Genomic DNA, 23180 nt, shown 5'->3' with positions numbered 1-23180 from the left:
GGCGCCCTGAAGCGCCTACCGGAAGGCTAGCTCACGAAGGCTTCTCCATCCACCACTCGACGAACTCGTACGCGCGGTCCTTGTCGAGCCGGATCACCCACAGGTTGCTGAACTCGCTCGGCGGTTGGGTCTGGTACGTCGTCCAGCCGCGGACGAACCCGACCCCGTCGCCGAACCCGAGGACCTCGTACTCGAACGTCGTCTCGCCCGGTGCGTCCGCGACCTCGAGCCACGCGGACACGATCGCGTCCCGCCCGGTCACCGGCTCCTCGTCCGGCCGGCGGTACCAGGCGGCGTCCTCGGTCCAGAGCGCGGCGACGTCGGCCGGGTCGTTGGACTCCCAGGCCTTCCGATACTTCGCCACCCAGCGGTCGAGGTGCTTCTCCTTCACGAGATCTCATCCTGCCGCAGCACGAGACCCAGCTCACGCAACCGACTACTTGAACATGTTCAAAACTCCGATCTACGCTCGGGATGACAACAATTTGAACGTGTTCAATGTGAGGGCGGGATGAGCATGACGGTGACGACGTACCTGCTGTACCTGGTGATCGCGGTGCCGCTGACGATCTGGGTAGCGCGGACGCTGAGCCACAACGGACGGATCTTCCTGGTCGACGTGTTCCATGGCAACGAGGACTTCGCCGACGCGGTGAACCGGCTGCTGGTGGTCGGGTTCTACCTGGTGAACCTCGGCTTCGTGACGCTGTTCCTGCGCGCCGACAAGGTGGTCGTCGACGCCCGCGGAGTGTTCGAGCAGCTCAGCGTGAAGCTCGGCGTCGTGATGCTGGTGCTCGGTGGGCTGCACCTGGCGAACGTCTGGATCTTCACCAAGATCCGGCAGCGCAGTCAGCTCCAGGCGATGACCGAGCCGCCGGTCCCGCCGAACGAAGTCCTTCCGGCCGGCTACTGACGATGCGCGAGTCGACCGTCCTGTACGACGCCGGCTGTGGGCTGTGCCGCCTGTTCACGACGTGGCTGGCGGCCCAGCGGCCGGCGTCGGACGGGCAGGGAGGGGTGGTGCGCCTGAGGTTCGTCGCGGCGGGGTCGACGGAAGCGAAGGCGCTCTACCCCGGTCTGGACCACGCGGCCACGCTGCGCGAGGTGACGGTGGTCGCCGACGACGGCTCGGTGTACGTCGGCGACCGGGCGTGGATCGTGTGCCTGTGGACCACGTGGGAGCACCGGCACACCGCCGTACGGCTGGCGAGTCCGGCGATGCGGCCGGTGGCGCGGGCCATGGTCCAGGCGGCCGCCGGCCTTCGGAGCTGGAGCAAGGGAGGTGGCTACGCTGACGGATGTGACGGAAAGTGCCACGTCCAGGGGTGAGCAGACCCGGGAGCTGATCCTGTCGACCGCGCTGCGGCTGTTCCGCGAGCAGGGGTACGGCAGGACCACGATGCGCGCGATCGCGACCGAGGCGGGGGTCTCGGTCGGCAACGCGTACTACTACTACAGCTCCAAAGAGCACCTCATGCAGGCGTACTACGACCATTTGCAGGAGCAGCACCGGGACGCGGTCGCGCCGATCCTGAGCACGGAGAAGGCGTTCGTGCCGCGACTGACCGGCGTACTGCGGACGTGGCTCGAGGTGTCGGCGCCGTACCACGAGTTCGCCGGGACGTTCTTCAAGACCGCGGCGGAGCCGACCAGCCCGTTGTCACCGTTCAGCGACGAGTCCCGGCCGGCACGGGACGCTAGTGTGAAGATCTTCCGTCAGGTCGTCGACGGTTCCGACCTCAAGCTGCCGGCCGACCTCGAGGCCGAGCTGCCGGAGTTGCTGTGGCTGATGCACATGGGGATCGTGCTGTTCTGGGTGCACGACAAGAGCGCGGACGTGCGCCGGACCAAGGCGCTGATCGACCGGTCGGTGCCGCTGGTCGACCGCCTGCTCCGGCTGACCCGGGTCCCGGGAGTGCGCGGCGTGGCGAACGACGTCGTCGGCCTGATCCGCTCGATCAAGCCGTAGCTATTCGCCGGTCAGGCCGTCGATCCGCTCGCGGAGGAAGTCGGCGTGGCCGTTGTGGCGGGCGTACTCCTCGATCAGGTGCAGGTAGAGGTAGCGCAGCGAGTGGGCGCCCTCGTGACGCGGCCGGACGAACGTGTCGTCCAGGTGATGGCGGGCGGCGAGCTCGTCGGAGGTCTTGACGATCTGCCGGTACTCCGCGAGGTCGTGCTCGGCCTGGGCCGGGTCGGCGAGGTCGAAGTCGCCGTCGGGGTGCTCGGCGGTCCAGTGCTTCGGCTCGGACGGGTGCTGGGCGAGGGCGCGGTGAAACCAGTACTTCTCCACCTCGGACAGGTGCCGTACCAGGCCGATGAGCGACATGCTGGACGGCTCGACACTGCGGTGGACCAGTTGCTCGCCGGTGAGACCGGACACCTTCCAGAGGAGAGTCCCGCGGTGGTAGTCCAGGAAGCCCTGCAGGAGCTCGCGTTCACCGGCGGCGGTGGGCGGGTCCGTCCGAAACTCAGTTGTCACAGGCAAACCTTAGGCCGGTGTGACGTGTCTCCTGTGCACAACCACCGAGGTGTTGGCCTCCGTGCCGTAGACTGTCGGAGACGGCCCGCCCAGTTCTGCCTCGGGCCGGTGAGCGCAAACACTCTGCGCCAGCAGTCGACTACCACGCGCCGCGGCCGGAGCCGCGCCGGGCAGGACGACCCCCCGACATTTTGGAGTACCACATGGCGGCCCGCCGCCCCACGTTCACCTCTTCCCAGAACCGATCCACCAACCCCGCGCAGGAATCCGCGCGACCGCGCCGCCGGCGCAGGTCCGGTGCTTCACGCAACAATTCAGCCGGCCCCAATGTTGCTAAGAGCAACGAAACCGTGACGGCCGGGTACGACGACGTCGCACCGGTCGTCGTCCCGGACGACCTCACGTTCGCCGATCTCGGCGTACCGGCTCCGCTGGTGACCGCGCTGGCGGCCGCCGGGGTGTCCAAGCCGTTCCCGATCCAGGCGGCCACGCTGCCGGACTCGCTGGCCGGCAAGGACGTTCTCGGTCGCGGCCGGACCGGCTCCGGCAAGACCTACGCGTTCGTGCTGCCGATGCTCGCCCGGCTGGCGGCGAGCCGGCCGAAGCGCCGGCCGAACCACCCACGGGCGCTGATCCTGGCGCCGACCCGTGAGCTGGCCACCCAGATCCAGGCCTCGATCACGCCGCTGACCGACGCGCTCGACCTGCGCACGATGACCATCTTCGGCGGCGTCGGAGCCGGCCCGCAGATCACCGGTCTGCGCAAGGGCGCCGACATCGTGGTCGCCTGCCCGGGCCGGCTCGAGGACCACCTCCAGGCCGGGCACGTGAAGCTCGACGCGGTCGAGATCACCGTGCTCGACGAGGCCGACCACATGGCCGACCTCGGCTTCCTGCCCGCCGTCCGGCGGATCCTCGAGGCGACGCCGGCCGGCGCGCAGCGGCTGCTGTTCTCGGCCACGCTCGACGCCGGTGTCGACGTACTCGTGCAGCGGTTCATGACCGACCCGGTCACGCACAGCGTCGACTCGGCCCAGTCACCGGTCGCGAAGATGACCCACCACGTCCTGCACGTCCAGGCCGACACCCGGCTGCCGGTGCTCGTCGACCTGACCGCGGCGCCGGGCCGGTCGCTCGTCTTCACCCGGACGAAGTACGGCGCCAAGGCGCTGACCAAGAAGCTGATCGCTCAGGGCGTCCCGGCCGTCGAACTGCACGGCAACCTCTCGCAGGGCGCCCGGACCCGCAACCTCGAAGCCTTCGGGAACGGTACGGCGAAGACGCTGGTGGCCACCGACATCGCCGCCCGCGGCATCCACGTCGACGACGTCACCCTCGTCATCCACGCGGACCCGCCGATCGAGCACAAGGCGTACCTGCACCGCTCCGGCCGCACCGCCCGCGCCGGCGCCGAAGGCACGGTCGTCACCCTGATGACCGACGACCAGGTCCGCGACGTCCGCGACCTCACCCGTAAGGCCGGCATCGCCGCGACGGTCACCAAGCTCAGCACCGGTGACCCGTTCCTGTCCGAGCTGGCTCCGGGCGAACGCACCTTCGTCGAGCCACCAGCCAGGACGGAAGTCGCGGGCGCGGGAACCGGACGGACGAGCGGGCGAGGCAACCGGCGTCGGCGCGGCGCGCAGTCGGCGGCCGAGCAGCGGCCGGGCGGCCGCGGCTCCGGCGGTCAGCGGTCGGGCGCTCAGCGCGGCGGTGACCCGGGCGCTGCTCAGGCGGGTAAGTCGGGACGCGGCCGCGGGCGGTCCAAGTCCGCGAGCACGCCGAAGACCTACAGCACGAGTACGCCGGGTGCGGGCAGCCGCACGGCCGGAGCCGCTGCCTTCTCCGCCGGCACCCGGTCCGGCAGCTCCCGCCGGGGGCGCTGAGGTCTCGGCTCGGGCCGCGTCTGGTTGCCGCCGAGGCCACCGTTACCAGGTCGGTTCTCGGTGATCTTCCGCCACGGCGACCGGCCCGCATCCAGGTGCGGGCGGGCAACCCGGGGCCGCGTTCGCCTGTTTCTCGCGCTCGCGGCGCTCGGCGGCCTGAGCGTGGGTGGTGACGAAGGCCATGCGGTCGCGTTGTTCAGCTGTGCGTGCATGGCCGGCGCCGGTCTCGTGCTGATCGCCTCCGACCGCCGGAATCGCGCAGGCCGCGGCGTCCCGGGCCATCCCGCAGATCGCGGCCCTGGTGCTCGCCGTCTTCTCCGAGGCCGTGTCTGGCGTTCCCCGTCTATGCGCGGAATTGCCAGCCACGATCTAGTTGACTTGAAGCGCACTTGATGTCTGAGAGTTCTCGGCATGACCACTACTGTCGAGCCCTCGATCGACCACGGCACCGCGTCCGGTGGCGGCGTGCTCTCGCCGCAGTACCGGGCCCTGACGATCGGGATGGTGGCGCTGATCACCCTGGTCGCGTTCGAGTCCCTGGCCGTGACCACCGCGATGCCCACCGTCGCGCAGGCGCTCGACGGGCTGTACCTGTACGCGCTCGCGTTCGGCGGACCGCTCGCCTCCGGTGTCGTCGCAATGGTGGTCTCCGGCACCTGGAGCGACCTCAAGGGGCCGACCTGCCCGCTCTGGCACGGAACCGCCTGGTTCCTGGCCGGCCTGATCATCGCCGGGCTGGCGCCGACGATGGAGGTGCTGGTCGCCGGGCGCATCATCCAGGGCTTCGGCAGCGGCCTGCTGACGGTCGCCCTGTACGTCGTCGTCGGCCGGCTGTACCCGGCCCGGCTGCGGCCCCGCATCTTCGCCGCCTTCGCCACCGGCTGGGTCGTGCCCTCGCTGGTCGGTCCCGCGATCGCCGGGCTGATCGTCGAGCACACGAGCTGGCGGATCGTGTTCCTCGCCGTGCCGGCGATCGCGATCCCGGCCGTGCTGGTGATGCGCCCCGGACTGGCGCGCGGCGACGCCTACGAGGCGCGTGACGGCCGGCTCTGGGACCAGCGGGCGCTGCTGGCGGTCGCCGCCGCGACCGGTGTCGGCCTGCTTCACTTCGGTGGCCAGCAGCACGGCGTACTCCAGGTGGGGCTGCTTGCTGTCGGACTGGCCGGTGTGGTCGCGTTCGCGCCGCGGCTCCTGCCCAGCGGGACGTTCACCTTCGCGGCAGGGCTGCCGTCCGTCGTCGCCCTGCGCGGTCTGGTCGCCGCGGCCGGATTCGGGGCCGAGGTCTTCCTGCCGCTGATGCTCACCCGGGAGCGTGGCCTGTCGCCGGCGCTCGCCGGCCTCGTGCTGACCGTCAGTGCGCTGAGCTGGACGGCGGCCTCCTGGTACCGCGGCCGCACCGACCAGCCGTTCTCGCACGCCGTCTTCCTGCAGGCCGGGATGGTCGCGATCCTGCTCGGTATCGTCACCGCGGCCCTGACCCTGAACGACAACGTCCCGGTCGTCGTCGGCATCCTCGGCTGGGGCTTGACCGGCCTCGGCATGGGCACGGTCTTCCCGACCCTGTCGGTGCTGGTCCTCGAGTACTCCGAGCGCGACGAACAGGGTGCCAACAGCTCCGCGTTGCAGCTCAGCGACTCGTTGTCCACGGCAACGGTTCTGGCCGTCGGCGGGTCGCTCTTCGCCGCGCTGGAGCCGCACTCCGCGATGACCGCCTACCTGGTCGCCTTCGGTCTTCCGGCGCTGCTCGCGCTGCTCGGCGTTCAGGCCGGCCGGCGGACCCAGGTCGTGTCCGTTACTCCTTCGACCCCGTGACCGCGATGCCGGCGCCGAGCCCGATGATCATCAGGCCGCCGGTGCCGCCGACCAGTTCGAGCCGGCGCGGCGAGCGGGCGAACCACTCGCGCGCCGTGCCGGCGACCAGGGCCCAGACGCTGTCCGAGACGAGCGCGATCAGGATGAAGATCAGGCCGAGCAGCAGGATCTGCAGCCACGCCGGACCGCTCGCGCTCTTGTCGACGAACTGGGGCAGCGCGGCAGCGAAGAAGACCGCCGTCTTCGCGTTGGTCACTCCGACCAGGAAGCCCTGACGCATCGTCTTGCGGCTGTTGCCCGGCTGCACGCCGCCGGCCATCGCGGCGACCAGCGACTTCCGGCTGCGAAACGCCTGCACGCCGAGGAAGATCAGGTACGCCGCGCCCGCGAGCTTCACCACGGTCAGGGCGACCGCGCTGGCGGCGATCAGCGTGCCGAGACCGAGAGCGACCGCGACCAGCATGACCGCGGCGCCGAGGGTGTTGCCGAGCATGGTCAGCACCGCCTCCCGGCGCCCGACGGCCAGCGCGCGGCCGACGATGAACAACACGCTCGGACCGGGAACGACGATGATGACGAACGCGGTGATCGCGAACGCGACCAGGTGGTGAGCTGACGGCATCTCCTCAGAGTAGGGACGGGCGCCACGACGCGCACCGCCAATTCCGCCGGGTGGGACAGATCACCAGTCGTCGGCCGGAGCCGGCGCGGGGTGGGGAAGCTCACCCCCGCGCTCTCACGCGTTGACCGTGCCAGGTGCTGCCGCTACGGTTCGGGGGACAACCTGCGGTGCCATGAGGGAAGCCGGTGAGAGTCCGGCACGGCCGCGCCACTGTGAGCGAGCACTGCTCGTGAGTCAGGACGCTCGGGCATCAGCAGCCTTTCGAAGGGGACGCGCACTTCCCCAGGAGGTTCAGATGGCAGCTCCTGCCCGCTCGATCGCCGTACCGGCCGTTTCACCCCGTCTGCTCGCTGTCGCGTTGCTCAGCGTCGGCCTACTGCTCCTGCTCGGCTATCTGGTCGCCTTCGACCAGGGTGCCGTGTCTCAGTCGGGCATGTACCTGCACGAGGTGATGCACGACGGCCGTCACCTGCTCGGCGTTCCCTGCCACTAGCGACATGCGCACCTTCGGATCGCTCCTGGTGCGCGGACTGATCGTCGGACTCCTCGCCGGCCTGCTGGCCGGAGCTTTCGCGTACACGATGGGCGAACCGCACATCGACGCCGCGATCGCGATCGAGGAAGCCGGTGCCGCGCACACCCACGACCACGGCGAGGACGCTGCTGCCCGACCACTCGTCTCCCGGGACGGCCAGCGGGCCGGCCTGTTCCTGGCCACCACCCTGTACGGCGTGGTGCTCGGCGGCATCTTCGCCGTCGCCTTCACCCTGCTCCGGCGCAAGCTCCGGACCGGTGACGACTCGTACGCCGCGCTCAGCCTGGCCGCGGCCGGGTTCCTCGGGATCGTGCTCGTGCCGTTCCTGAAGTACCCGCCGAGCCCGCCGGCGGTCGGTGATCCCGACACGATCACCAAGCGGACGGTGACCTACCTGCTGACGATCGTGATCGGGCTGCTCGCCGTGTGGGCCGGCGTCGCGGGCTCGCGCTGGGCCGCCCGACACGGTGACCTCGCCCGGTTGGCCGGTGGGGCCGCGGCGTTCCTCGCGACGATCGTGGCGGCGTACCTGATCCTGCCCGCGATCAACGAGGTTCCGGGGTCGTTCCCCGCTACGCTGCTGTGGCAGTTCCGGTTCGCCTCCCTCGGTACGCAGGCGACACTGTGGCTCCTGCTCGGATTCGGGTTCGCCGCCGCGGTGGACCGCCGGCTGACCCGACAGAAGGTGGTAGCCGCTTGAGCACGCTGACGCTGGTCGCGCACGCCCTCACACCCGCGTTGCGCGGCCTCGTCCTCGGGGGAGACGCCGACCCGGATCCTGCCGGCCTGTCGGCAGTCCGCGCGCTCGAGCTCGAGGCCGACGCGGTGTACGCGGGTCCGGAGCGGGCCGCCGTACGCACGGCCGAGGCGCTCGGGCTGACGGCGGTCGTCGAGCCGGCGCTGCGCGACCGCGAGTACGGCGAATGGACCGGCCGTGACCTCGAGGCGTTGCTGGCCGCCGATCCGGAACGGGCGGCCGGCTGGCTCGAGCGACCGCACACCGCGACGCCCGGTGGCGAGACCGAGAACGACGTACTCACCCGGGTCGCGGACTGGCTCGGCGACCTCGGTGCGCAGGACGGCGAACGCCGTACGGTCGTCGCCGTCGCCCACCCGTCGGTCGTCCGGGCGATCGTCCTCTACGTCCTCGACGCGCCCGCGGCGTCACTGCGGCACGTCGACGTCCGCCCGCTCGCCACCGTCACCCTCTCCCTGCACGCCGGCTCCTGGTCACTCGCCTTCCACTGACCCACCCTCTGCGGTTAACTGACAACCGCTTGTCCAAGGCCCCCTGGGGAGAAGGAAGGGTCATGACTGTAGTGCTGCCACGCCTCCGGCGCGGCGAGTCCTGGGGCTTCGACTCCCGGCGGCCCCGTGACTGACGCGGACCAGGTCGACCGACTGATCCTGCGCACCCGGGATCTGCCGCACGAGGTGGCGGTCCGGGAGGTGAACGACTTCTTCCGTTCGTTGCCCGAGGCCACCGCCTGGGCACTGGCCGAGAGCCGGCCCGAGCAAATCGGGCCGCTGGACGGAGCACCGCCGCAGCTGCGGTACCGCGCCAACCACCTGATTCTGGTCGCGGCGCACCAGCGGCTGCACGCCCTCGTCGAGAGCCGGCAGGCGACCCTGGAGCAGCGCCGGCGGCTGGTCACGCTGACCGAGATGCTGCAGCCGATCTCCACCCGCCTGGACGTGGACGCCGGCGGCAACCGCGTCGTCGTACCCGAGCCTCGCCAGTACCTCTTGGTCGATCCGGAAGGCCAGGGCCGGATGATCGAGGTCCAGGGTGACCTCGAACAGGCCGAGAACGTCGCCGTCCTGGTCCCTGGGATGAACAACGACCTCGAACGGGTCCGCTCGCAGTCGGTCCGGGCCAAGGAGATCCGGGAGGAAGTTGGCCCCCGGAAGACCGCGACCGTGGTCTGGCTCGGGTACCACGCACCGATCGGGTTGACCGCTGCCCGGTCCACCGAGAGCTCACGCGCGGGCGCGCCGCAGCTCTGCCGGTTCCAGGCCGGGCTCGATGTGGTGAAGTCGGCGGACGCCAAGACCACGCTGATCGGCAACAGCTACGGCGCCCAACTGGTCGGCCGGGCGATGCTGGCAGGTGTCCGGGCCGACCGGGTGGTGCTGACCGGATGCCCGGGTGTCGATCCGGCCGTCCACTCCGCCGCGCAGCTCACCCCGCCCGGCACCCAGCTCTTCGTCGCCCGCTCCCGGGGCGACTACGTCTCGTACGCCGAGCAGCACGGCCCGGATCCGGCCGGCTTCCCGGACATGTTCCGGTTCGAGACCGACAACGACAAGGTCTCGATCACCGGGCACATGAGCTACTTCGAGAAGAACAGCGAGTCGATGATCAACGTCGGCCGGATCATCCGCGGCGACCTCGCTGCGGTCACCCGCGCCGCGAAGACCACCCCCGAGGAGGAGACCAGGGTGCTCGGAGTCTCCTGGGCCGGTCCGCTGCGCACGCTCGCCCACTCCGAGGCCGCGGAGCCGATCTCCAAGGTGTTCGATGGTCTCGCGGCCCTGCGAACGATCAGCACGACGCCGTCTCGGCAGCAGGCGCTCGACAGTGCCCGGAAGCGCCCGGGCAGCAGCACCGCACGCACACCGGAAGGACCCGCACGATGACGTTGACCGAGGCCAGGGACTTCCTCCGCGCCGAACTGCTCGCCGTCGCCGCGGCCGCCGTACCCGGGTACGACGGCGTGGTCACGAACGACGTGGGCCCGGTGAACCCCGACGTACTCTCCGACGGCAGCGGACCGGACACGATCTGCTCGATCACTGTCGAAAACGGCGACCCCGCCGTCGTCGACCCAGCCGGCCAGGTCGCCGCCGCCGTCGCCGCGCTGACCGCCCGCGGCTGGGCAACCGACATCGCTCCGGTCGAAGACGGCCACTACCGCGCCACCGCGCAACGGGACGGCTTTCAGGTCACCGTCCACGGGTGGGACGGCGACTGGCGGCTGACGGTCTCCGGCGAAACCCCGCGCATCGCTGGGTAGCTCCATTCCCCGCGTAGGAAGGGACTACCCCCGCTCAGCCGCACTCCGCAGTACGCAGAACTCGTTGCCCTCCGGGTCGCGCATCACGACCCACCCGGTGCCGTCGGGTTCGCGGCGATCGTGGGCGATGGTGGCGCCGAGGGTGAGGAGCCACTCGACCTCCTCGTCCCGTGGACCGTCGGGCTCGAGGTCCAGGTGGACGCGGTTCTTGACCGCCTTCTCGTCGTCGTTCTGCTCGAACAGCAGGGTCACCGAGTCCGTGACGACGGCGGCGTACGGGTCGCCGGGCTGGTCGTCGTCGGGGCGTGGGGCCTTGAGCACCTTGAGCCAGAAGCCGGCCAGTTCGTAGGGGTCGTGGCTGTCGAAGGTCACGGTACGCACGCGCGATGTCATCTGCCGACCCTACTTCCGGAAGCACACGCGGTCGTCCGAGATCACCCGGTCCGGGTACGGCGTGAATCCGGCGGCGACCGCGAGCTCGGTGAGGCCGGGTGCGGTCCACCGGTGGACGTGGACGTTCATCGGGTGGCCGCCGTACCCGCTGGTCTTGTGCGTGGTCTCCGCGCCGACATGGAAGCCGAGCATCAACGCTCCACCGGGTACGAGGACGCGATGGAACTCGGCGAACGCCTGCGGGACGACGTCACGCGGCAGGTGGATGACCGACCACCAGGCGACGACTCCGCCGGCCGAGCCGTCCGGCAGGTCGAGCGCGGTCATCGAGCCGACGCGGAAGTCGAGGTCCGGATGGTCGCGGCGGGCGACCGCGATCATGCCGGGTGACAGGTCGACGCCGATCACCTGGAGACCGCGCTCGTGCAGACGACCGGCCAGCCGGCCTGGCCCGCAGCCGGCATCGAGCACCGGCCCCGGGGCGGCAATCTGCGCGAACAGGTCGAGGCACTCCGTCTCGCCGGCCGCCCCGTCCTGCACGAGTTCGGCGTACGAGGTCGCGACGGTGTCGTACGAGGTCCGGATGTCGTCCAGGAAGTCGGTCACCCGGCCGACACTAGGCCCGGACGGGGACAGTTTTCGGCCCGGGGAGGCGCCGTCCGACGGCTCACACCTTGTCGAACATCGGCCGAAGCCGGGCCCGGGAGGCTTCGATGTGCGCCCGCATCGCGGCGGCCGCCTCCTCCGGGTCGCCCTTGCGGACCGCGGTCACCACCGCCTTGTGCTCACGCAACGCCTTCGTCGCGATGCCACCTCCGTAGTACAACCGGAACAGGTGCAGATGGCAGTGTGTCCGGGCGAACGACGTCCGGGCGGTCTCGTTGCCGGAGAGCTCCAGCACGAGGTCGTGGAAGCGCTGGTCGTGGGCAGCCATCGCGCGGTAACTCTCGTACGCCGGCCGGTCCGGTACGTCGGTGTAGCTCAGCATCTCCGCCTTGAGCCGGGACAGGTCCTCGGTGCCGGCCCGCTCGGCCGCGCGGCCGGCCGCCCACGGCTCGATGTGCAGCCGGTACTCGAAGAGGTCCTCGAACTCGGCCAGCGTGAGCCGCGAGGACACCCGGTAGCCGCGCAGCGGCTCCTTGATCACGAGTCCGTCGGACTCCAGCCGCGCCAGCGACTCCCGGATCGGTGTCTGGGAGATGCCCAGCTCCCGGGTCAGCGCGTCGATGTTCAGCCGCGTGCCCGGCTCGACCACGCTGTCCATGATCAGGCCCTTGACCGTCTCGTAGACGTCGTCGCTCAGTACCTGTCGCTGGGGCAGGCGCGTGAGCTGCCCCGCCAGACCCACATGCGCATCTGTCACTGTCGCTCCTCCCAGGGGGCTCTCATTCTGCCCCACACTTGACGGCTCCAGTGTGAAGCGGCAGCATCAGGTGCGCAATATCCTATAGGATCTGGAGGCAAGCCGGTGACTACGCCGATCGTCCGGGCCGAGGCGTTCCTGGTCGACCTCGAGGTCGAAACGGTCCGCACCGACGCGGTGCAGTCGTTCCTGAAGCAGGAGACGATCTTCGTCTCGCTGGAAACGGCCGACGGGCTCACCGGGCTGGGCTACTCCTACACGATCGGCACCGGCGGCACCGCCGTACTGGCGTTGCTGCGGGACCATCTGCTGCCGAGACTCGTCGGCGTGGACGCGCGGAACGTGGAGGCGGTCTGGTCGGACCTGTTCCGGTCGACCCGGGCGACCACGGTCGGGGCGATCACGTCGCTCGCGCTCGCCGCCGTCGACACCGCGCTGTGGGATCTGCGCTGCCTGCGGGCCGGTGAGCCGTTGTGGCGCCTGGCCGGCGGTTACCGGCAGCGTGTTCCGCTGTACGACACCGAGGGCGGCTGGTTGCACCTGACAACCGATCGACTGGTCGCCGGCGCGCTGGCCTCGCAGAAGGCCGGCTGGCCCGGGGTCAAGCTCAAGGTCGGCAAGCCGCGGGTGCACGAGGACCTCGAGCGACTGCAGGCGGTGCGGGACGCGGTCGGCCCGTCGATGGACATTATGGTCGACGCGAACCAGTCGATGACCTACGCCGAGGCGAAACGCCGGGCCGCCGCCTTCGAGGCCGTGGACCTGTCGTGGTTCGAGGAGCCGCTCCCGGCCGACGACCTCACCGGGCACGTCCGGCTGGCCGGGTCCACGTCGATCCCGGTCGCGGTCGGCGAGTCGCTGTACTCGGTCTCGCAGTTCCGCGAGTACGCCGCCGCCGGCGCGGCCGGGATCGTCCAGGTCGACATCGCCCGGGTCGGCGGGATCACGCCGTGGCTGAAGGTCGCGCACCTGGCCGAGACGTTCAACCTCGAGGTCTGCCCGCACTTCCTGATGGAGCTGCACGTCAGCCTGACGGCCGCCGTACCGAACGGGCGGTACGTCGAGCACATCCCGCAGTTGCGGGCGATCACGCGGTCCGAGATGGTGGTCGCCGACGGTCACGCGGTGGCCCCGGACGCCCCCGGGCTCGGGATCGACTGGGACCAGGACGCGATCGACGACCGGCGCGTCGGATGACCGGAGTCGTCAGCGTGGAGAGGACCACAGCCGCATGAGCAGAGTCGACGCCCACCACCACGTCTGGGACCTGACCGTCCGGGAGCAGACCTGGATGACCGGTCCCGCGATGGATCCGATCCGGCGCAGCTTCGGGGTGGGCGACCTGGCTCCCCAGGCCGCGGCCGCCGACGTCACCGCGACGGTGCTCGTGCAGACCGTCGGCATCGTCGACGAGACCGTCGAGCTCCTTGAGGTTGCTGCCAGCAACGACTTGGTCGCGGGAGTGGTCGGTTGGGTCGACCTGACCGCCGCGGACGTGGCAGACCAGCTGGACGGGCTGCGGGCCCGGTCCGACGGTGCCTGTCTCAAGGGAATCCGCCACCAGGTCCACGACGAGCCCGACGTCGACTGGCTCGTCCGCCCTGACGTCCAGCGCGGTCTGGCCGCCGTCGCCGAGGCCGGTCTCGTCTACGACCTGCTCACCAAGGCCCCGCACCTGCCGTCCGCCGTCGAGACGGCCCGGGCGCTGCCGCAGCTGCACTTCGTCGTCGACCACATCTCCAAGCCGGTCGTCGGCGAGCCCTTCGAGCCCTGGGCCACCGACCTTCGCCGGTTGGCTGCCCTGCCGAACGTGACCTGCAAGCTCTCCGGCATGGTCACCGAGGCTTCCTGGACCGACTGGAAACCGGCCGACCTCCAGCCGTACGCCGACGTCGTCCTCGACGCTTTCGGGCCCGACCGGGTCATGTTCGGCTCGGACTGGCCCGTCTGCCTCCTGGCCGCCACCTACGCCCAGGTCGTGGAAACCGCCGAAACCCTCACCGCCGGCCTCACCCCCGCCGAACGCGACGCGGTCTTCCGTGCCACCGCCACCCGCGCCTACAACCTCTAGCTCGTCTCCGGCTGCGCGAACTCCACCCGGACGCCGAGCAGCCGCACCGGGCGCTTCAGGTCGAACTTCTCCAGGACCTCCAGGGCCGCGGCCGCGACCACCTCGGGGTCCTGGGTGACGGCCGGGAGTTTGCGGCTCTTGATCGGGGTGTAGAAGTTCCTGAACCGGACCTTCACCGCGATCCGGCGGATGCTGCGGCCCTCGGCCACCACGTCCCGGGTGACCTCGACGGCGATCCGGCGGACCTGCTCGACGATCTGCTCGCGCTCGGCCAGGTCCTCGGGGAAGGTTTCCTCGCGGCTTCGCGAGACCGGTTCGCGGGGGACGTCGGTGACCTCGGTGTCGCCGAGACCGCGGCCGAGGGCGGCGTACCAGGCACCCATTCTCGGACCGAAGCGCTTGCGGAGGACGTCCAGGTCGGCGGCGGCGAGGTCGGCGACGGTGACGATCCCGAGCTCGTTCAGGTTGCGTTCCATCCGGCTGCCGATGCCCCAGAGCTCGCGTACGGGCCGGTGGTCCATCACCTCCCGCCAGTTCTCGCCGGTCAGCCGGTAGATCCCCTCGGCCGCACGCCGGCCGGCCTCCTCGAACGGCCCGGCGTGCGACCGCGCGTGCTTGGCGAACGTGGTCGCCAGCTTGGCCCGGACCTTGTTGTCACCGATGCCGATCGAGCAGGTGAGCGTCGTCCGCTCGACCACGGCCGTCCGCAGATCGGCCGCCAGTCGCTCGGGATCATCGGTCTGCGCACCGACGAAGCACTCGTCCCAGCCCCAGACCTCGACCACCACCGGGAACGACCGGAGCGTGTCCATCACCTCGGTCGACGCGGCCTCGTAGGCGGCCGCGTCCGAGGGCACGAAGACAGCGTGCGGACACTTCTTGTACGCCGCCCGCACCGGCATCCCCGAGTGCACACCGAACTCGCGGGCCTCGTACGACGCGGTCGCGACGACCTGCCGCGGCTGGGTCGGGTCCCCGGACCCGCCGACCACCACCGGCAGGCCCTTCAGCTCCGGCCGGCGCCGGATCTCCACGGCCGCGATGAACTGGTCCATGTCCACGTGCAGGATCCACCAGTTCGGCGCGCGGGACATCAGAGCACTTTGCGCATCTGCTGGGAGGTGACCGTGTAGCCGAGCGACCTGTAGAGGTTGATCGCGGTGGTGTTGTTGCCGAACACGTTCAGGTCGAGGTACCGGTGACCGAGTCGGCGGCACTTCTCCTCCCCGGCCAGCATGATCGAGCGCCCGTACCCCTTGCCGCGGTGCTGCTCGTCGACCTCGAGACCGTAGACGAACGGGATCCGCGGCTTGGTGGTGATCCACAGGCTGCCGACCGGCTCGTCGCCGTCGCAGGCCGTCCAGATCACGTGCTGGTCGGTGTCCCGGCCGTCGGGCAGCAGCTTGTCCACCTCGCGGTGCGCGACCTCGATCGCCTCCTCCGGTCCGAGCCCGCGGGCCGGTCCCATCCCGGCGGCGAACGACTCGGCGTTGCGGTGCTTCCAGGCCTCGAACTCGGTCACGGTCATCGGGCGGAGCGTGACGGTGGGTGTGGTGGGCGGCGTGGTGGACGGCGTGGTGGACGGCGTGGTGGACGGCGTGGTCATCTGCCGACCATAGCTCCGGGGTTTGCACGGCGGGTACCAGAACATGTGATCAGGTCGCACGTGAGGAGCCCGTCATGAGACGGCGCAAACCGCCCGCCGGGGCAGTCGCGAAAGCACCTGTCGGCCTGCCGGACCCGCTGATGGAGAACTGGGCATGGCAGGACCGAGCCGCCTGCCGCGACGTCGACCCCGAGCTGTTCTTCGCCGCCGAGTCCGAGCGCGGTCTGCGCAAGCACGCCCGCGAGGTGCTGGCCAAGTCGCTCTGCGGCACCTGCCCGGTACGGCGCGAGTGCCGCGAGCACGCGCTGGTCGTCGGCGAGGCGTACGGCGTCTGGGGCGGGACCACCGAGGAGGAACGCGAGCCCGCGCTGCACGCCCGGCGCCACTGAGGTTCGGCGTTACCCACCGGTTAACCTGTGGGCATGGAGCTGACCCGCGAAGTGGCCGAGAAGGTTCTGGCCCAGCAGCCGTTCAGCGTGTTGCTCGGTGCCCGGCTGACGGCGTTCGGCGACGGCGCCGCGACCTTGGAGCTCGACGTCCGCCCTGAGCTGCAGCAGCAGAACGGCTTCCTGCACGGCGGGGTGCTCGGCTACGCGGCGGACAACGCGATCACGTTCGCCGCCGGCACCGCCCTGGGACCCGAGGTGCTGACCGGCGGCTTCACGATCAGCTATCTCCGGCCCGCTCAAGGGCTGCTGCTGCGGGCGGAGGCAAGAGTCGCCCACGCCGGCAGCCGACAGGTCACCTGTACGTGTGAGCTGTCGACCGTCGACGAGGCCGGTGCCACCAGGCTGACCGCGATCGCCCAAGGGACGGTGCTCGCGGCCCGCCGGTAACGAGTCAGGTCAGTCGAAGAGCTCCTCCAGGAAGGACTTCTTCTTCTTGCGCGGGTGCTGGTTGCCGTACCGCGAGTCGTAGCGGCGGTCGTCGTCGTAACGGCGGCGGTCGTCGTCGTACCGGCGGTCGTCGCGGCGGTCGTTGTCGTACCGCTTCTCCTCGTAGCGAGGCTGCTGCGCCGGCGCGTTGTACTTCAGCTCGGCGTCGACGAGCCGCTCCAGCTCACCACGGTCGAGGAAGATCCCGCGGCACTCGGTGCACTGGTCGACGGTGACGCCGCTGCGTTCGTAGGTGCGCATCGCGCCTCGGCACTTGGGACAGGTCAGGCTCTCCATCCAGCCACCCTAAGTGACGATTTCCCCGGAACGACGGGACCTCAGGGAACTTTCAGGTAGAACCCGGCAGAATGGTTGGAGCGTGCAACCGATCGGCGGCTCAAGGCATTGACAGCCGGTCGACCGACGCCGGCTCCCGGTCAACGAGGTGCTCTCGCCCGGCGGGTGGTTCGTACGGCTCCGGCCAGAAGTCGGTCACCTTGCTGACCAGGCCGTCCCGCACCTCGAGGAACACCAGGCCGACCAGCTCCTGGTCACCGACGGTGAAGTTCATCGACCCGGCCGCGGTCTCGCCGTCCACGACCAGCCGCGTCAGCGTGAGCTCCCAGTCGCCCGGGTACTCCCGGTTGAAGGCGACGTACTTCGCCTTGCCCGAGATCACCTCCCGGGTCTGCGGCAACTCGTACCGGACGTCGTCCGCGACCACCTCCGCGAACGCGTCCCAGTCCCGCTGCCGCATCGTCTCGAAGTACCGCCCCACCACATCCCGAGTACTCATGCCCGCACGCTAGACCGAGCCACCGACAGCCACCGACAGCCACCGACAGCCACCGTTCGGCGTGACTCAGGTCACACTCGTACGGTCTCACATCCGCGTCGCCGGTCTCGTCAGTGCTGTGTGAACAATCGGATCGGCTGTGAGGAATGACGTCATGAGTTCAGCGCTGGAGAGCATTCGTCGTGACTTCGGCGGAGAGGTGATCGAACCGGGAGCAGCGGAGTACGAGGCGGCCGCTCGTTCGGTGCTGGTGGTGGGGAGCCCGGTCTGTGTGCTGCGGCCGGAGAGCGTCGAGGACGTGCAGGCGGCGGTGCGGTTCGCCGCCGGGTCGGGGTTGCGGCTGGCGGTCCGTGGTGGCGGTCATGCGTTCCCCGGTTTCGGGACGAACGACGGCGGAGTCGTCATCGACCTCGGCAGGCTCGCGAGCGTCGAGATCGTCGACGCCGGCCGTCATCTGGTCCGGATCGGCGGCGGTGCCACCTGGGGTGCGGTCGCGGCCGCCCTGGCCCCGCACGGGCTGGCGATCTCCTCCGGTGACACCAAGAGCGTCGGCGTCGGCGGGCTGACCTTGTCCGGCGGCATCGGCTGGAAGGTCCGGAAGTACGGCCTGGCCCTGGACAGCCTGGTCGGCGCGCAACTGGTCACCGCCGACGGCTCCGTCGTCAGGGCCGGTGCGACCGAGAACGCGGAGCTGTTCTGGGCGCTGCGTGGTGGCGGCGGCAACTTCGGGATCGTGACCGCCTTCGAGTTCGCCGCGCACCCGACGACGGACATCTTCTTCGGCAGGATGACTTTCCCGGCGGCCGAGGCGGCCACGGTCCTCCAGGGCTGGGCGGAGTACCTGCGCACGGCGCCCGAGGAACTCACCGCGATCGTGACCTGTGCGAACCCGTTCGCGGGCGGGCCGGAGGCGCCGGTCGAGATCCATCTCGCGTACGACGGTGACGACGCGGACGCCGCCGCGGCGGCGATCGACCCGATCCGCCGGCTCGGCACGGTGCTCGAGGACGCGGTGGTGCCGACGCCCGCCGCCGAGATCCTCCAGGACGGCATGACCCCGCCGCCGGGCATCCGGATCACCACCAGAAGCGGCTTCGTCGCCAAGGAGTCGGTGGCCGAGGCGCTGCGGATCCTCGCCGACGTCGCTACCTCGGAGCGGTCGCCGGTCATCTCCATCCGCAGTGTCGGCGGCGCGGTCGCCCGGGTTCCGGCCGACGCCACCGCCTACGCGCACCGGCAGGCGGAGTTGATGATCGTGACCATGACGGTCGGGCCGGCTCCGGTCGTCGAGGGCGCCCGCCCGGGGCTGGACGCGATCTGGTCGCGGCTCGCACCGCATGTCAGCGGCGCGTACGCCAACTTCCTGACCACGGCCACCGAGGAGGACGTCGCCGCGGTCTACCCGGCGGCGACCTACGAGCGGCTCGCCGCGGTCAAACGCGAGTACGACCCCGGCAACCTGTTCGCCGGCAACCACAACATCCGGTGGTAGACAGCGGAACGGCGGCCCCGTCGAGGTGCCGCCGTTCGCCATTGTCCTACTTGAAGCGACCGAGGAAGTTCTTCAGGATCGGGCCGGCCGCCTTGCTGCCGGACTCGCCGCCCTCGACGATCACCGCGAACGCCACGTCGCCGCGGTAGCCGACCATCCAGCCGTTGGTGACCACCTTGCCGTTCTGGACCACCTCGGCGGTCCCGGTCTTCGCGGCCACGGCGCCGTTCCCGGCCAGGACGCTTGCGGTGCCGCCGGTGACGGTCGTCCGCATGAACGTCCGCAGTGCGCCGACAGTTGCCGCAGGCAACGGGGAGGCGGCCGGGCCGGACGCGTCCTTGCCCGGGACCAGGACCGGCTTCATCGCCGTCCCGTGGGCGACCGTCGCGCCGATCATCGCGACCCCGAGCGGGCTCGCGGTCACCGTGCCCTGGCCGATCATCGACGCCGCCTCGGCGACGTCGTCCTTGGGAGCCGGCACCGCGCCGCCGTACGCCGGGATCGACAGGTTCAGCTCCGGGCCGATCCCGAACATCGCCGCCGCCTTGGTCATCGCGTCCTTCGGCAGCCGGCCGTGCTGGGAGATGAACGCGGTGTTGCAGGACTCGTTGAACGCCTTCTGCATGGTCCCCGCGCCGTACGCCGCCAGGCCGTCGTAGTTCTTGAACGACTTGCCGAACACGGTGATCGTGTTCGTGCAGGGGAGCGAGGTCGCCGCGGTCTGCCCGCTGCCCAGCAGGGCCGCCGAGGTGACGACCTTGAACGTCGACCCGGGCGCGTAGTGGCCCTGGAAGGCGCGGTTGTAGCTCGTCGCCGTCGGCCCGTTCGCGGCGGCCAGGATCTGGCCGGTCGAGGCCTGTACGGCGACCAGGGACGCGGGCAGCTTGCTGGTGGCCAGCGCGGCCTCGGCGGCGGTCTGCAGCTTCAGGTCGAGGGTGGTCTTCACCGGCTTCCCGGCGGTGCCCTTCTGGCTGTGGACCACCTCGATCGTCATCTTGGTCTTGCCGTCCCGCAGGGTGACGGTGCCGCCCGGCGTCCCGGCGAGCTGCTGCTGGAAGGCGTACTGCAGGCCGGTGGTGCCGACCTGGTCCTGCGCGGACGCGGTCGGGCCGGCGTTCTTCAGGGTCTCGGCGGTCGCGGTCCTCATCGTGCCGAGCACCGACCGGGCGAACGACGAGGTCGGCGGCAGGGACTGCGTGCCGCCCATCGTCAGCAGACCGGGCAGCTTGCCCATCGTCGGCCGCAGCTTCTCCCACTCCTCGGCCCGGATGGTGATCGCGTCGACGAACTGGCCGGCCGGCGCGGCCTTCGCGCGGGCGGCCAGCTTCGCGCCGTCCACGTCGAGGTTCTTGGTGAAGGCGGCGTACGTCGCCGCGGTCGCCACGTTGCCGGACGCGACCCCGACGATCACGACCGGTCGGTTCGCGGTCAGCGCGACGCCGTTGCGGTCCAGGATCGACGCCCGCGCGGGCAGGGCACGGACCCGCTTGAGGTAGTTCGCGTCGCCGAGGCCCGGGTAGATGGTGTCGCCGGAGGCCTTGATCTTCCAGGCGTCACCGACCTTCGTGGCGGTCGCGGTACTGGTCCACTTCATCGGGCCGATGCCGCGCAGTTCGGCCTCGACAGCCAGGTCCTGGGTGCAGTTGGTGTCGTCGGCGCACTCCGGTTCGCCCTGCGGCTCCACCTTCACGGTGCTCGCGACCAGGGCGGAGTCGACGTCGTCCAGCCGCTTGGTGAACACCGTCGGGTTGTCCGTCAGGGCGCCGGCCGCGTCCGGTTTGCCCTCGGGTGCCCAGGCGGCGACCCAGGCGGCGGCGAACTGCTTCACCACCTCGGCGGACGCCTGCTTCTCGTCGTTCGGATCCGGTGGGCCGTCGCTGCCGGACAGGTTGTCGGAACAACCGGCGGTGATCAGCAGACTACTCAGACAGGCGATGGCAGTGGTTCGCTTCACGTTCTCAACTCTCGCACGATGACGGATGGAGACCTGGCACAGTCTTCGGCGTGTAGCCCCCGGCCCACGAGGGCGAAACTACTCAAGCCACTCAAGTCCGACGCCCGCGAAGCGGACCGAGTTGGCGCCGATCGGCGGATTTCACCTGATCAGGAAGGTACTGATCGCTGCTGTGAATCAACGGCAAGAGCCAGGACGAATCGACCTCAGCCCAGGCGAATGACGGCGAACGGCGCGGATTCGGCGTCCCGCAGGATCGCCATCCGGCCGAAGTCGGTGGCGAACGGATCGCAGACCACGTCACCGCCGCCCGCACACACTCGACCGACCGCCGCGTCGGTCGCGTCGGTCGCGAAGATGGGCAGCCACTGTGGCGAGAGCTTTCCGGCCGGCAGATCCGGGTGCAGCTCGGCGACCCCCGCGACCGGCCGTCCGCCGGCGTACAGCGCGGCGTACCGGGGTCCGTCGCCGCCGATCTCTTCGGCCTCGTAGCCGAACACCGTCGTGTAGAACGCCTTCGCGGCCTCGAAGTCGCGGCTGAGCGCCTCACTCCAGACGAGCGATCCGGGGTCGGTCCGGCGATCGGTGCCGATGTGCTCGCCCGCCTGCCAGAGACCGAAGACCGCGCCGCCGGGGTCGGCCGCGGTCGCCAGCCGGCCAAGCTCCTGGACCTCGCGCGGCTCGGAGACCACCCGGCCGCCGTGCGCGATCACCGCGTCGAGCGTCCGCTCCACCTGGTCGGTCGCGAGGTACGTCGTCCACCGGCTGGGGGCGTCCCTGGTCCGCTTCGCGCCGATCCCGCCGACGTCCCGGCCGTCCACCGAGGACAGCCAGTACTCATCGGTCCCCCGCCGGACACACGTCCAGCCGAAAAGCTCGGCGTACGACGCCGTCGCCGCCACCGGGTCGTCGACGGACAGGTCGACCCAGTTCGGCGTACCTGCCGGCCATGGCCGGGTCCGCTCGCCCATGAGCCCTCCGGGAAGACGTTGTCCGAGTGAGCCCCAAACCTGCCAGTCACCGGCGCGCCCCGTCGAGACGATCAGGCCATCCGGCTGCGTAACGGTTCGGTCACCCCTGCGGTGGCGCGGCGTATTCTGCTCCCTTGTGACGACCCGCCTAGCTCTCCACAGCCGACTGATCCCCGGTACCGAAGAGGCCTACGAGCTCGAGCACGCCCGCGTCTGGCCGGAACTGATCGCCGTGATGCGTGCCGCCGGCATCGACGACTGGTCCATCTGGCGCAGTGGCCGCGACCTCTTCCACCTGGTCGTGTGCGCCGACTTCGAGGCCGCGGTCGCGCGACTCAAGGACGACCCGGTCGACCAGCGCTGGCAGCAGCACATGAGCCAGTTCGTCGAGGGCTTCGCCCAGAACCCCGAAGGCGTCGCCGGCCAGGCCCTCCGCCACGTCTGGACGATGAGCGAGCAGCGCGACGCACCCTAGTCGGACATCTCCCACACGAGCACCTCGGCGCCGTCCGGTCCTGCTGTGACGCGGGGGCCGTCGACGCCGGTCAGCCGGACCGCGTCCGCTGTCCCCAGGTCGCCGGCGCCCTCGAGATCTACGGTGCCTTGGGCAACGAAAAGGTGGACGTACGGCGCTGCCGGCAGGTCCACGGTGCGCCCCGGCCCCAGGCGGGCCACGGACATTCCGGCGGACCGCTGGTTGATCCGGATCGCTGTACTGCGCGCGTGCTTCGGCAGACCGGACGCGATCGGAACCAGCTCCCCGGACGCGAGATCGACCTCGCTCTGCTGGTACGACGGGGGCAGGTCGAGCTCGTCCGGGCGGACCCACATCTGCACGTAGTGCACCGGCTGGCCACCGTCGTTCCACTCTGAGTGCCGGATGCCCGAGCCGGCGCTCATCCGCTGTGCCAGCCCCGGGTGCACGATTCCGCTGTTGCCCTCCGAGTCCCGGTGCGCCAACGCGCCTCGCAGTACCCAGGTGACGATCTCCAGGTCCTGGTGCGGATGCGTGCCGAATCCGGTGCCCGGGGCAACGGTCTCGTCGTTGTGGGCGACCAGGAAGCCGAAGCCGACGTTCGCCGGATCATAGTGCGGCCCGAACGAGAACGAGTGCCGGGACTCCAACCACTCGCTCGACGTCCGGAACCGGTCCCCGGCCCGCCTGATCTGCACACTCATGACATCTAGTAGTACCCCTTCCGGCCGTCGAGGAGCTCGCGCAGCGTCCAGCTGGCCGACGTGAGCCGCACCAGCGGGACTGCGGCCGCTCGGTGGGCGGCCGCAGTCCCGACCAGGGAGGGATGACGT

Annotated in this window: 29 protein-coding genes and 1 riboswitch; of the genes, 16 read left to right on the top strand and 13 right to left on the bottom strand. The window is 70.4% G+C overall.

Going from position 1 to position 23180, the window contains the following annotated elements; translation table 11 throughout:
* Positions 1-31: 31 nt before the first annotated feature.
* Entirely contained in the window at positions 32-391 is a 360-nt protein-coding gene (locus tag E1218_RS04400; protein ID WP_132316483.1) for a YybH family protein, read from the bottom strand.
* 120 nt (positions 392-511) lie between these two features.
* On the opposite strand from E1218_RS04400, the gene E1218_RS04395 reads away from it, so the two are divergent.
* Genes E1218_RS04395 through E1218_RS04385 form a run of 3 tightly spaced genes read left to right on the top strand, consistent with a single transcriptional unit; the run spans position 512 to position 1969 of the window.
* Positions 512-913, top strand: a complete 402-nt coding sequence (locus E1218_RS04395; RefSeq protein ID WP_132316481.1) for a hypothetical protein — start codon at positions 512-514, stop codon at positions 911-913.
* Positions 914-915: 2 nt separating this feature from the next.
* A complete protein-coding gene (locus E1218_RS04390; protein WP_132316479.1) occupies positions 916-1329 on the top strand; it encodes a thiol-disulfide oxidoreductase DCC family protein in 414 nt (137 codons plus the stop codon).
* Complete coding sequence (locus E1218_RS04385) at positions 1301-1969, top strand: TetR family transcriptional regulator (RefSeq protein WP_132316477.1); 669 nt, start codon at positions 1301-1303, stop codon at positions 1967-1969. The genes E1218_RS04390 and E1218_RS04385 overlap by 29 nt, the downstream gene beginning before the upstream one ends.
* Here E1218_RS04385 and E1218_RS04380 read toward each other — a convergent pair whose 3' ends face one another.
* Positions 1970-2479 (bottom strand): DinB family protein, encoded by a 510-nt coding sequence (locus E1218_RS04380; protein WP_132316475.1) that lies wholly within the window; start codon positions 2477-2479, stop codon positions 1970-1972. It abuts the gene before it with no gap.
* A 350-nt stretch (positions 2480-2829) separates the two neighbouring features.
* Between E1218_RS04380 and E1218_RS04375 the strand changes: the two genes are divergently transcribed.
* Complete coding sequence (locus tag E1218_RS04375; RefSeq protein WP_132316473.1) at positions 2830-4365, top strand: DEAD/DEAH box helicase; 1536 nt, start codon at positions 2830-2832, stop codon at positions 4363-4365.
* A 411-nt stretch (positions 4366-4776) separates the two neighbouring features.
* Complete coding sequence (locus E1218_RS04370) at positions 4777-6177, top strand: MFS transporter (protein ID WP_132316471.1); 1401 nt, start codon at positions 4777-4779, stop codon at positions 6175-6177.
* Here E1218_RS04370 and E1218_RS04365 read toward each other — a convergent pair.
* Entirely contained in the window at positions 6158-6799 is a 642-nt protein-coding gene (locus E1218_RS04365) for a LysE family translocator (protein WP_132316469.1), read from the bottom strand. The two genes, E1218_RS04370 and E1218_RS04365, sit on opposite strands and share 20 nt — an antisense overlap.
* A 118-nt stretch (positions 6800-6917) precedes the next feature.
* Positions 6918-7065, top strand: a riboswitch (cobalamin riboswitch).
* 29 nt (positions 7066-7094) lie between these two features.
* Between E1218_RS04365 and E1218_RS04360 the strand changes: the two genes are divergently transcribed.
* The 5 genes from E1218_RS04360 (at position 7095) to E1218_RS04340 (ending at position 10351) form a co-directional block, all read left to right on the top strand.
* On the top strand, positions 7095-7292 hold the full coding sequence (locus E1218_RS04360; RefSeq protein WP_132316467.1) for a CbtB domain-containing protein: 198 nt from the start codon (positions 7095-7097) through the stop codon (positions 7290-7292).
* A gap of 4 nt (positions 7293-7296) precedes the next feature.
* Positions 7297-8034 carry a CbtA family protein gene (locus E1218_RS04355; RefSeq protein WP_132316465.1) on the top strand — a complete coding sequence of 246 codons (738 nt, stop codon included), beginning with the start codon at positions 7297-7299 and terminating at the stop codon, positions 8032-8034.
* Entirely contained in the window at positions 8031-8582 is a 552-nt protein-coding gene (locus E1218_RS04350) for a histidine phosphatase family protein (RefSeq protein WP_132316463.1), read from the top strand. The genes E1218_RS04355 and E1218_RS04350 overlap by 4 nt, the downstream gene beginning before the upstream one ends.
* Positions 8583-8708: 126 nt before the next feature.
* Positions 8709-9974 (top strand): alpha/beta hydrolase, encoded by a 1266-nt coding sequence (locus E1218_RS04345; protein ID WP_132316461.1) that lies wholly within the window; start codon positions 8709-8711, stop codon positions 9972-9974.
* Entirely contained in the window at positions 9971-10351 is a 381-nt protein-coding gene (locus E1218_RS04340; protein WP_233711999.1) for a hypothetical protein, read from the top strand. The genes E1218_RS04345 and E1218_RS04340 overlap by 4 nt, the downstream gene beginning before the upstream one ends.
* Before the next feature lie 24 nt (positions 10352-10375).
* Here E1218_RS04340 and E1218_RS04335 read toward each other — a convergent pair whose 3' ends face one another.
* The 3 genes from E1218_RS04335 to E1218_RS04325 all read right to left on the bottom strand — a co-directional run bounded on the left by E1218_RS04335 (position 10376) and on the right by E1218_RS04325 (position 12107).
* Positions 10376-10744, bottom strand: coding sequence for a VOC family protein (locus tag E1218_RS04335; RefSeq protein ID WP_132316459.1), 369 nt, complete (start codon positions 10742-10744; stop codon positions 10376-10378).
* 9 nt (positions 10745-10753) lie between these two features.
* Positions 10754-11350, bottom strand: coding sequence for a class I SAM-dependent methyltransferase (locus E1218_RS04330; RefSeq protein ID WP_132316457.1), 597 nt, complete (start codon positions 11348-11350; stop codon positions 10754-10756).
* 61 nt (positions 11351-11411) lie between these two features.
* Positions 11412-12107: a GntR family transcriptional regulator gene (locus E1218_RS04325; RefSeq protein WP_132316455.1), complete on the bottom strand. Its 696-nt coding sequence runs from the start codon at positions 12105-12107 to the stop codon at positions 11412-11414.
* 105 nt (positions 12108-12212) lie between these two features.
* Between E1218_RS04325 and E1218_RS04320 the strand changes: the two genes are divergently transcribed.
* Positions 12213-13304: a mandelate racemase/muconate lactonizing enzyme family protein gene (locus tag E1218_RS04320; RefSeq protein ID WP_233711998.1), complete on the top strand. Its 1092-nt coding sequence runs from the start codon at positions 12213-12215 to the stop codon at positions 13302-13304.
* Positions 13305-13338: 34 nt separating this feature from the next.
* A complete protein-coding gene (locus E1218_RS04315) occupies positions 13339-14178 on the top strand; it encodes an amidohydrolase family protein (protein WP_132316453.1) in 840 nt (279 codons plus the stop codon).
* On the opposite strand, the gene E1218_RS04310 is transcribed toward E1218_RS04315, so the two are convergent.
* The gene (locus tag E1218_RS04310; protein WP_132316451.1) at positions 14175-15272 is read right to left on the bottom strand and encodes a DNA polymerase IV; all 1098 of its coding nucleotides are present in this window, start codon (positions 15270-15272) and stop codon (positions 14175-14177) included. The genes E1218_RS04315 and E1218_RS04310 overlap by 4 nt on opposite strands.
* Positions 15272-15784 carry a GNAT family N-acetyltransferase gene (locus E1218_RS04305; RefSeq protein ID WP_132316449.1) on the bottom strand — a complete coding sequence of 171 codons (513 nt, stop codon included), beginning with the start codon at positions 15782-15784 and terminating at the stop codon, positions 15272-15274. The genes E1218_RS04310 and E1218_RS04305 overlap by 1 nt, the downstream gene beginning before the upstream one ends.
* Before the next feature lie 74 nt (positions 15785-15858).
* On the opposite strand from E1218_RS04305, the gene E1218_RS04300 reads away from it, so the two are divergent.
* Positions 15859-16173 (top strand): WhiB family transcriptional regulator, encoded by a 315-nt coding sequence (locus E1218_RS04300; RefSeq protein ID WP_132316447.1) that lies wholly within the window; start codon positions 15859-15861, stop codon positions 16171-16173.
* Positions 16174-16206: 33 nt separating this feature from the next.
* Positions 16207-16620: a PaaI family thioesterase gene (locus E1218_RS04295; protein ID WP_132316445.1), complete on the top strand. Its 414-nt coding sequence runs from the start codon at positions 16207-16209 to the stop codon at positions 16618-16620.
* A gap of 9 nt (positions 16621-16629) precedes the next feature.
* Here the strand turns inward: E1218_RS04295 and E1218_RS04290 are convergent, their stop codons facing one another.
* Both E1218_RS04290 and E1218_RS04285 read right to left on the bottom strand, forming a co-directional pair.
* Entirely contained in the window at positions 16630-16956 is a 327-nt protein-coding gene (locus E1218_RS04290) for a TFIIB-type zinc ribbon-containing protein (RefSeq protein WP_132316443.1), read from the bottom strand.
* A 100-nt stretch (positions 16957-17056) separates the two neighbouring features.
* A complete protein-coding gene (locus E1218_RS04285) occupies positions 17057-17455 on the bottom strand; it encodes a nuclear transport factor 2 family protein (RefSeq protein WP_132316441.1) in 399 nt (132 codons plus the stop codon).
* 154 nt (positions 17456-17609) lie between these two features.
* Here E1218_RS04285 and E1218_RS04280 point away from each other — a divergent pair, with 154 nt between their 5' ends.
* Positions 17610-18947 carry an FAD-binding oxidoreductase gene (locus E1218_RS04280; RefSeq protein WP_132316439.1) on the top strand — a complete coding sequence of 446 codons (1338 nt, stop codon included), beginning with the start codon at positions 17610-17612 and terminating at the stop codon, positions 18945-18947.
* 46 nt (positions 18948-18993) lie between these two features.
* Here the strand turns inward: E1218_RS04280 and E1218_RS04275 are convergent, their stop codons facing one another.
* Entirely contained in the window at positions 18994-20901 is a 1908-nt protein-coding gene (locus E1218_RS04275; protein ID WP_132316437.1) for a penicillin-binding transpeptidase domain-containing protein, read from the bottom strand.
* Positions 20902-21107: 206 nt separating this feature from the next.
* Positions 21108-21872 (bottom strand): VOC family protein, encoded by a 765-nt coding sequence (locus E1218_RS04270; protein WP_132316435.1) that lies wholly within the window; start codon positions 21870-21872, stop codon positions 21108-21110.
* A gap of 136 nt (positions 21873-22008) precedes the next feature.
* Between E1218_RS04270 and E1218_RS04265 the strand changes: the two genes are divergently transcribed.
* On the top strand, positions 22009-22347 hold the full coding sequence (locus E1218_RS04265; protein ID WP_233711997.1) for an L-rhamnose mutarotase: 339 nt from the start codon (positions 22009-22011) through the stop codon (positions 22345-22347).
* Here the strand turns inward: E1218_RS04265 and E1218_RS04260 are convergent.
* On the bottom strand, positions 22344-23051 hold the full coding sequence (locus E1218_RS04260; protein WP_132316431.1) for a pirin family protein: 708 nt from the start codon (positions 23049-23051) through the stop codon (positions 22344-22346). The two genes, E1218_RS04265 and E1218_RS04260, sit on opposite strands and share 4 nt — an antisense overlap.
* Positions 23052-23180 lie beyond the last annotated feature (129 nt).

Origin of the sequence: Kribbella turkmenica, assembly GCF_004348725.1 — a bacterium.
GTDB classification, from domain to species: Bacteria; Actinomycetota; Actinomycetes; order Propionibacteriales; family Kribbellaceae; genus Kribbella; species Kribbella turkmenica.
The sequence above is the reverse complement of the archived record's forward strand: the minus strand, read 5'-3'. Positions and strand labels throughout refer to the sequence as shown.

What these genes read in the sequence shown, in the direction of transcription:
- E1218_RS04285 (WP_132316441.1), bottom strand. Translation starts at nt 17,455, where the DNA reads ATGAGTACTCGGGATGTGGTGGGGCGGTACTTCGAGACGATGCGGCAG.
- E1218_RS04260 (WP_132316431.1), bottom strand. Translation starts at nt 23,051, where the DNA reads ATGAGTGTGCAGATCAGGCGGGCCGGGGACCGGTTCCGGACGTCGAGC.
- E1218_RS04270 (WP_132316435.1), bottom strand. Translation starts at nt 21,872, where the DNA reads ATGGGCGAGCGGACCCGGCCATGGCCGGCAGGTACGCCGAACTGGGTC.
- E1218_RS04315 (WP_132316453.1), top strand. Translation starts at nt 13,339, where the DNA reads ATGAGCAGAGTCGACGCCCACCACCACGTCTGGGACCTGACCGTCCGG.
- E1218_RS04395 (WP_132316481.1), top strand. Translation starts at nt 512, where the DNA reads ATGAGCATGACGGTGACGACGTACCTGCTGTACCTGGTGATCGCGGTG.
- E1218_RS04360 (WP_132316467.1), top strand. Translation starts at nt 7,095, where the DNA reads ATGGCAGCTCCTGCCCGCTCGATCGCCGTACCGGCCGTTTCACCCCGT.
- E1218_RS04300 (WP_132316447.1), top strand. Translation starts at nt 15,859, where the DNA reads ATGAGACGGCGCAAACCGCCCGCCGGGGCAGTCGCGAAAGCACCTGTC.
- E1218_RS04335 (WP_132316459.1), bottom strand. Translation starts at nt 10,744, where the DNA reads ATGACATCGCGCGTGCGTACCGTGACCTTCGACAGCCACGACCCCTAC.
- E1218_RS04355 (WP_132316465.1), top strand. Translation starts at nt 7,297, where the DNA reads ATGCGCACCTTCGGATCGCTCCTGGTGCGCGGACTGATCGTCGGACTC.
- E1218_RS04295 (WP_132316445.1), top strand. Translation starts at nt 16,207, where the DNA reads ATGGAGCTGACCCGCGAAGTGGCCGAGAAGGTTCTGGCCCAGCAGCCG.
- E1218_RS04390 (WP_132316479.1), top strand. Translation starts at nt 916, where the DNA reads ATGCGCGAGTCGACCGTCCTGTACGACGCCGGCTGTGGGCTGTGCCGC.
- E1218_RS04305 (WP_132316449.1), bottom strand. Translation starts at nt 15,784, where the DNA reads ATGACCACGCCGTCCACCACGCCGTCCACCACGCCGTCCACCACGCCG.
- E1218_RS04280 (WP_132316439.1), top strand. Translation starts at nt 17,610, where the DNA reads ATGAGTTCAGCGCTGGAGAGCATTCGTCGTGACTTCGGCGGAGAGGTG.
- E1218_RS04340 (WP_233711999.1), top strand. Translation starts at nt 9,971, where the DNA reads ATGACGTTGACCGAGGCCAGGGACTTCCTCCGCGCCGAACTGCTCGCC.
- E1218_RS04290 (WP_132316443.1), bottom strand. Translation starts at nt 16,956, where the DNA reads ATGGAGAGCCTGACCTGTCCCAAGTGCCGAGGCGCGATGCGCACCTAC.
- E1218_RS04365 (WP_132316469.1), bottom strand. Translation starts at nt 6,799, where the DNA reads ATGCCGTCAGCTCACCACCTGGTCGCGTTCGCGATCACCGCGTTCGTC.
- E1218_RS04310 (WP_132316451.1), bottom strand. Translation starts at nt 15,272, where the DNA reads ATGTCCCGCGCGCCGAACTGGTGGATCCTGCACGTGGACATGGACCAG.
- E1218_RS04370 (WP_132316471.1), top strand. Translation starts at nt 4,777, where the DNA reads ATGACCACTACTGTCGAGCCCTCGATCGACCACGGCACCGCGTCCGGT.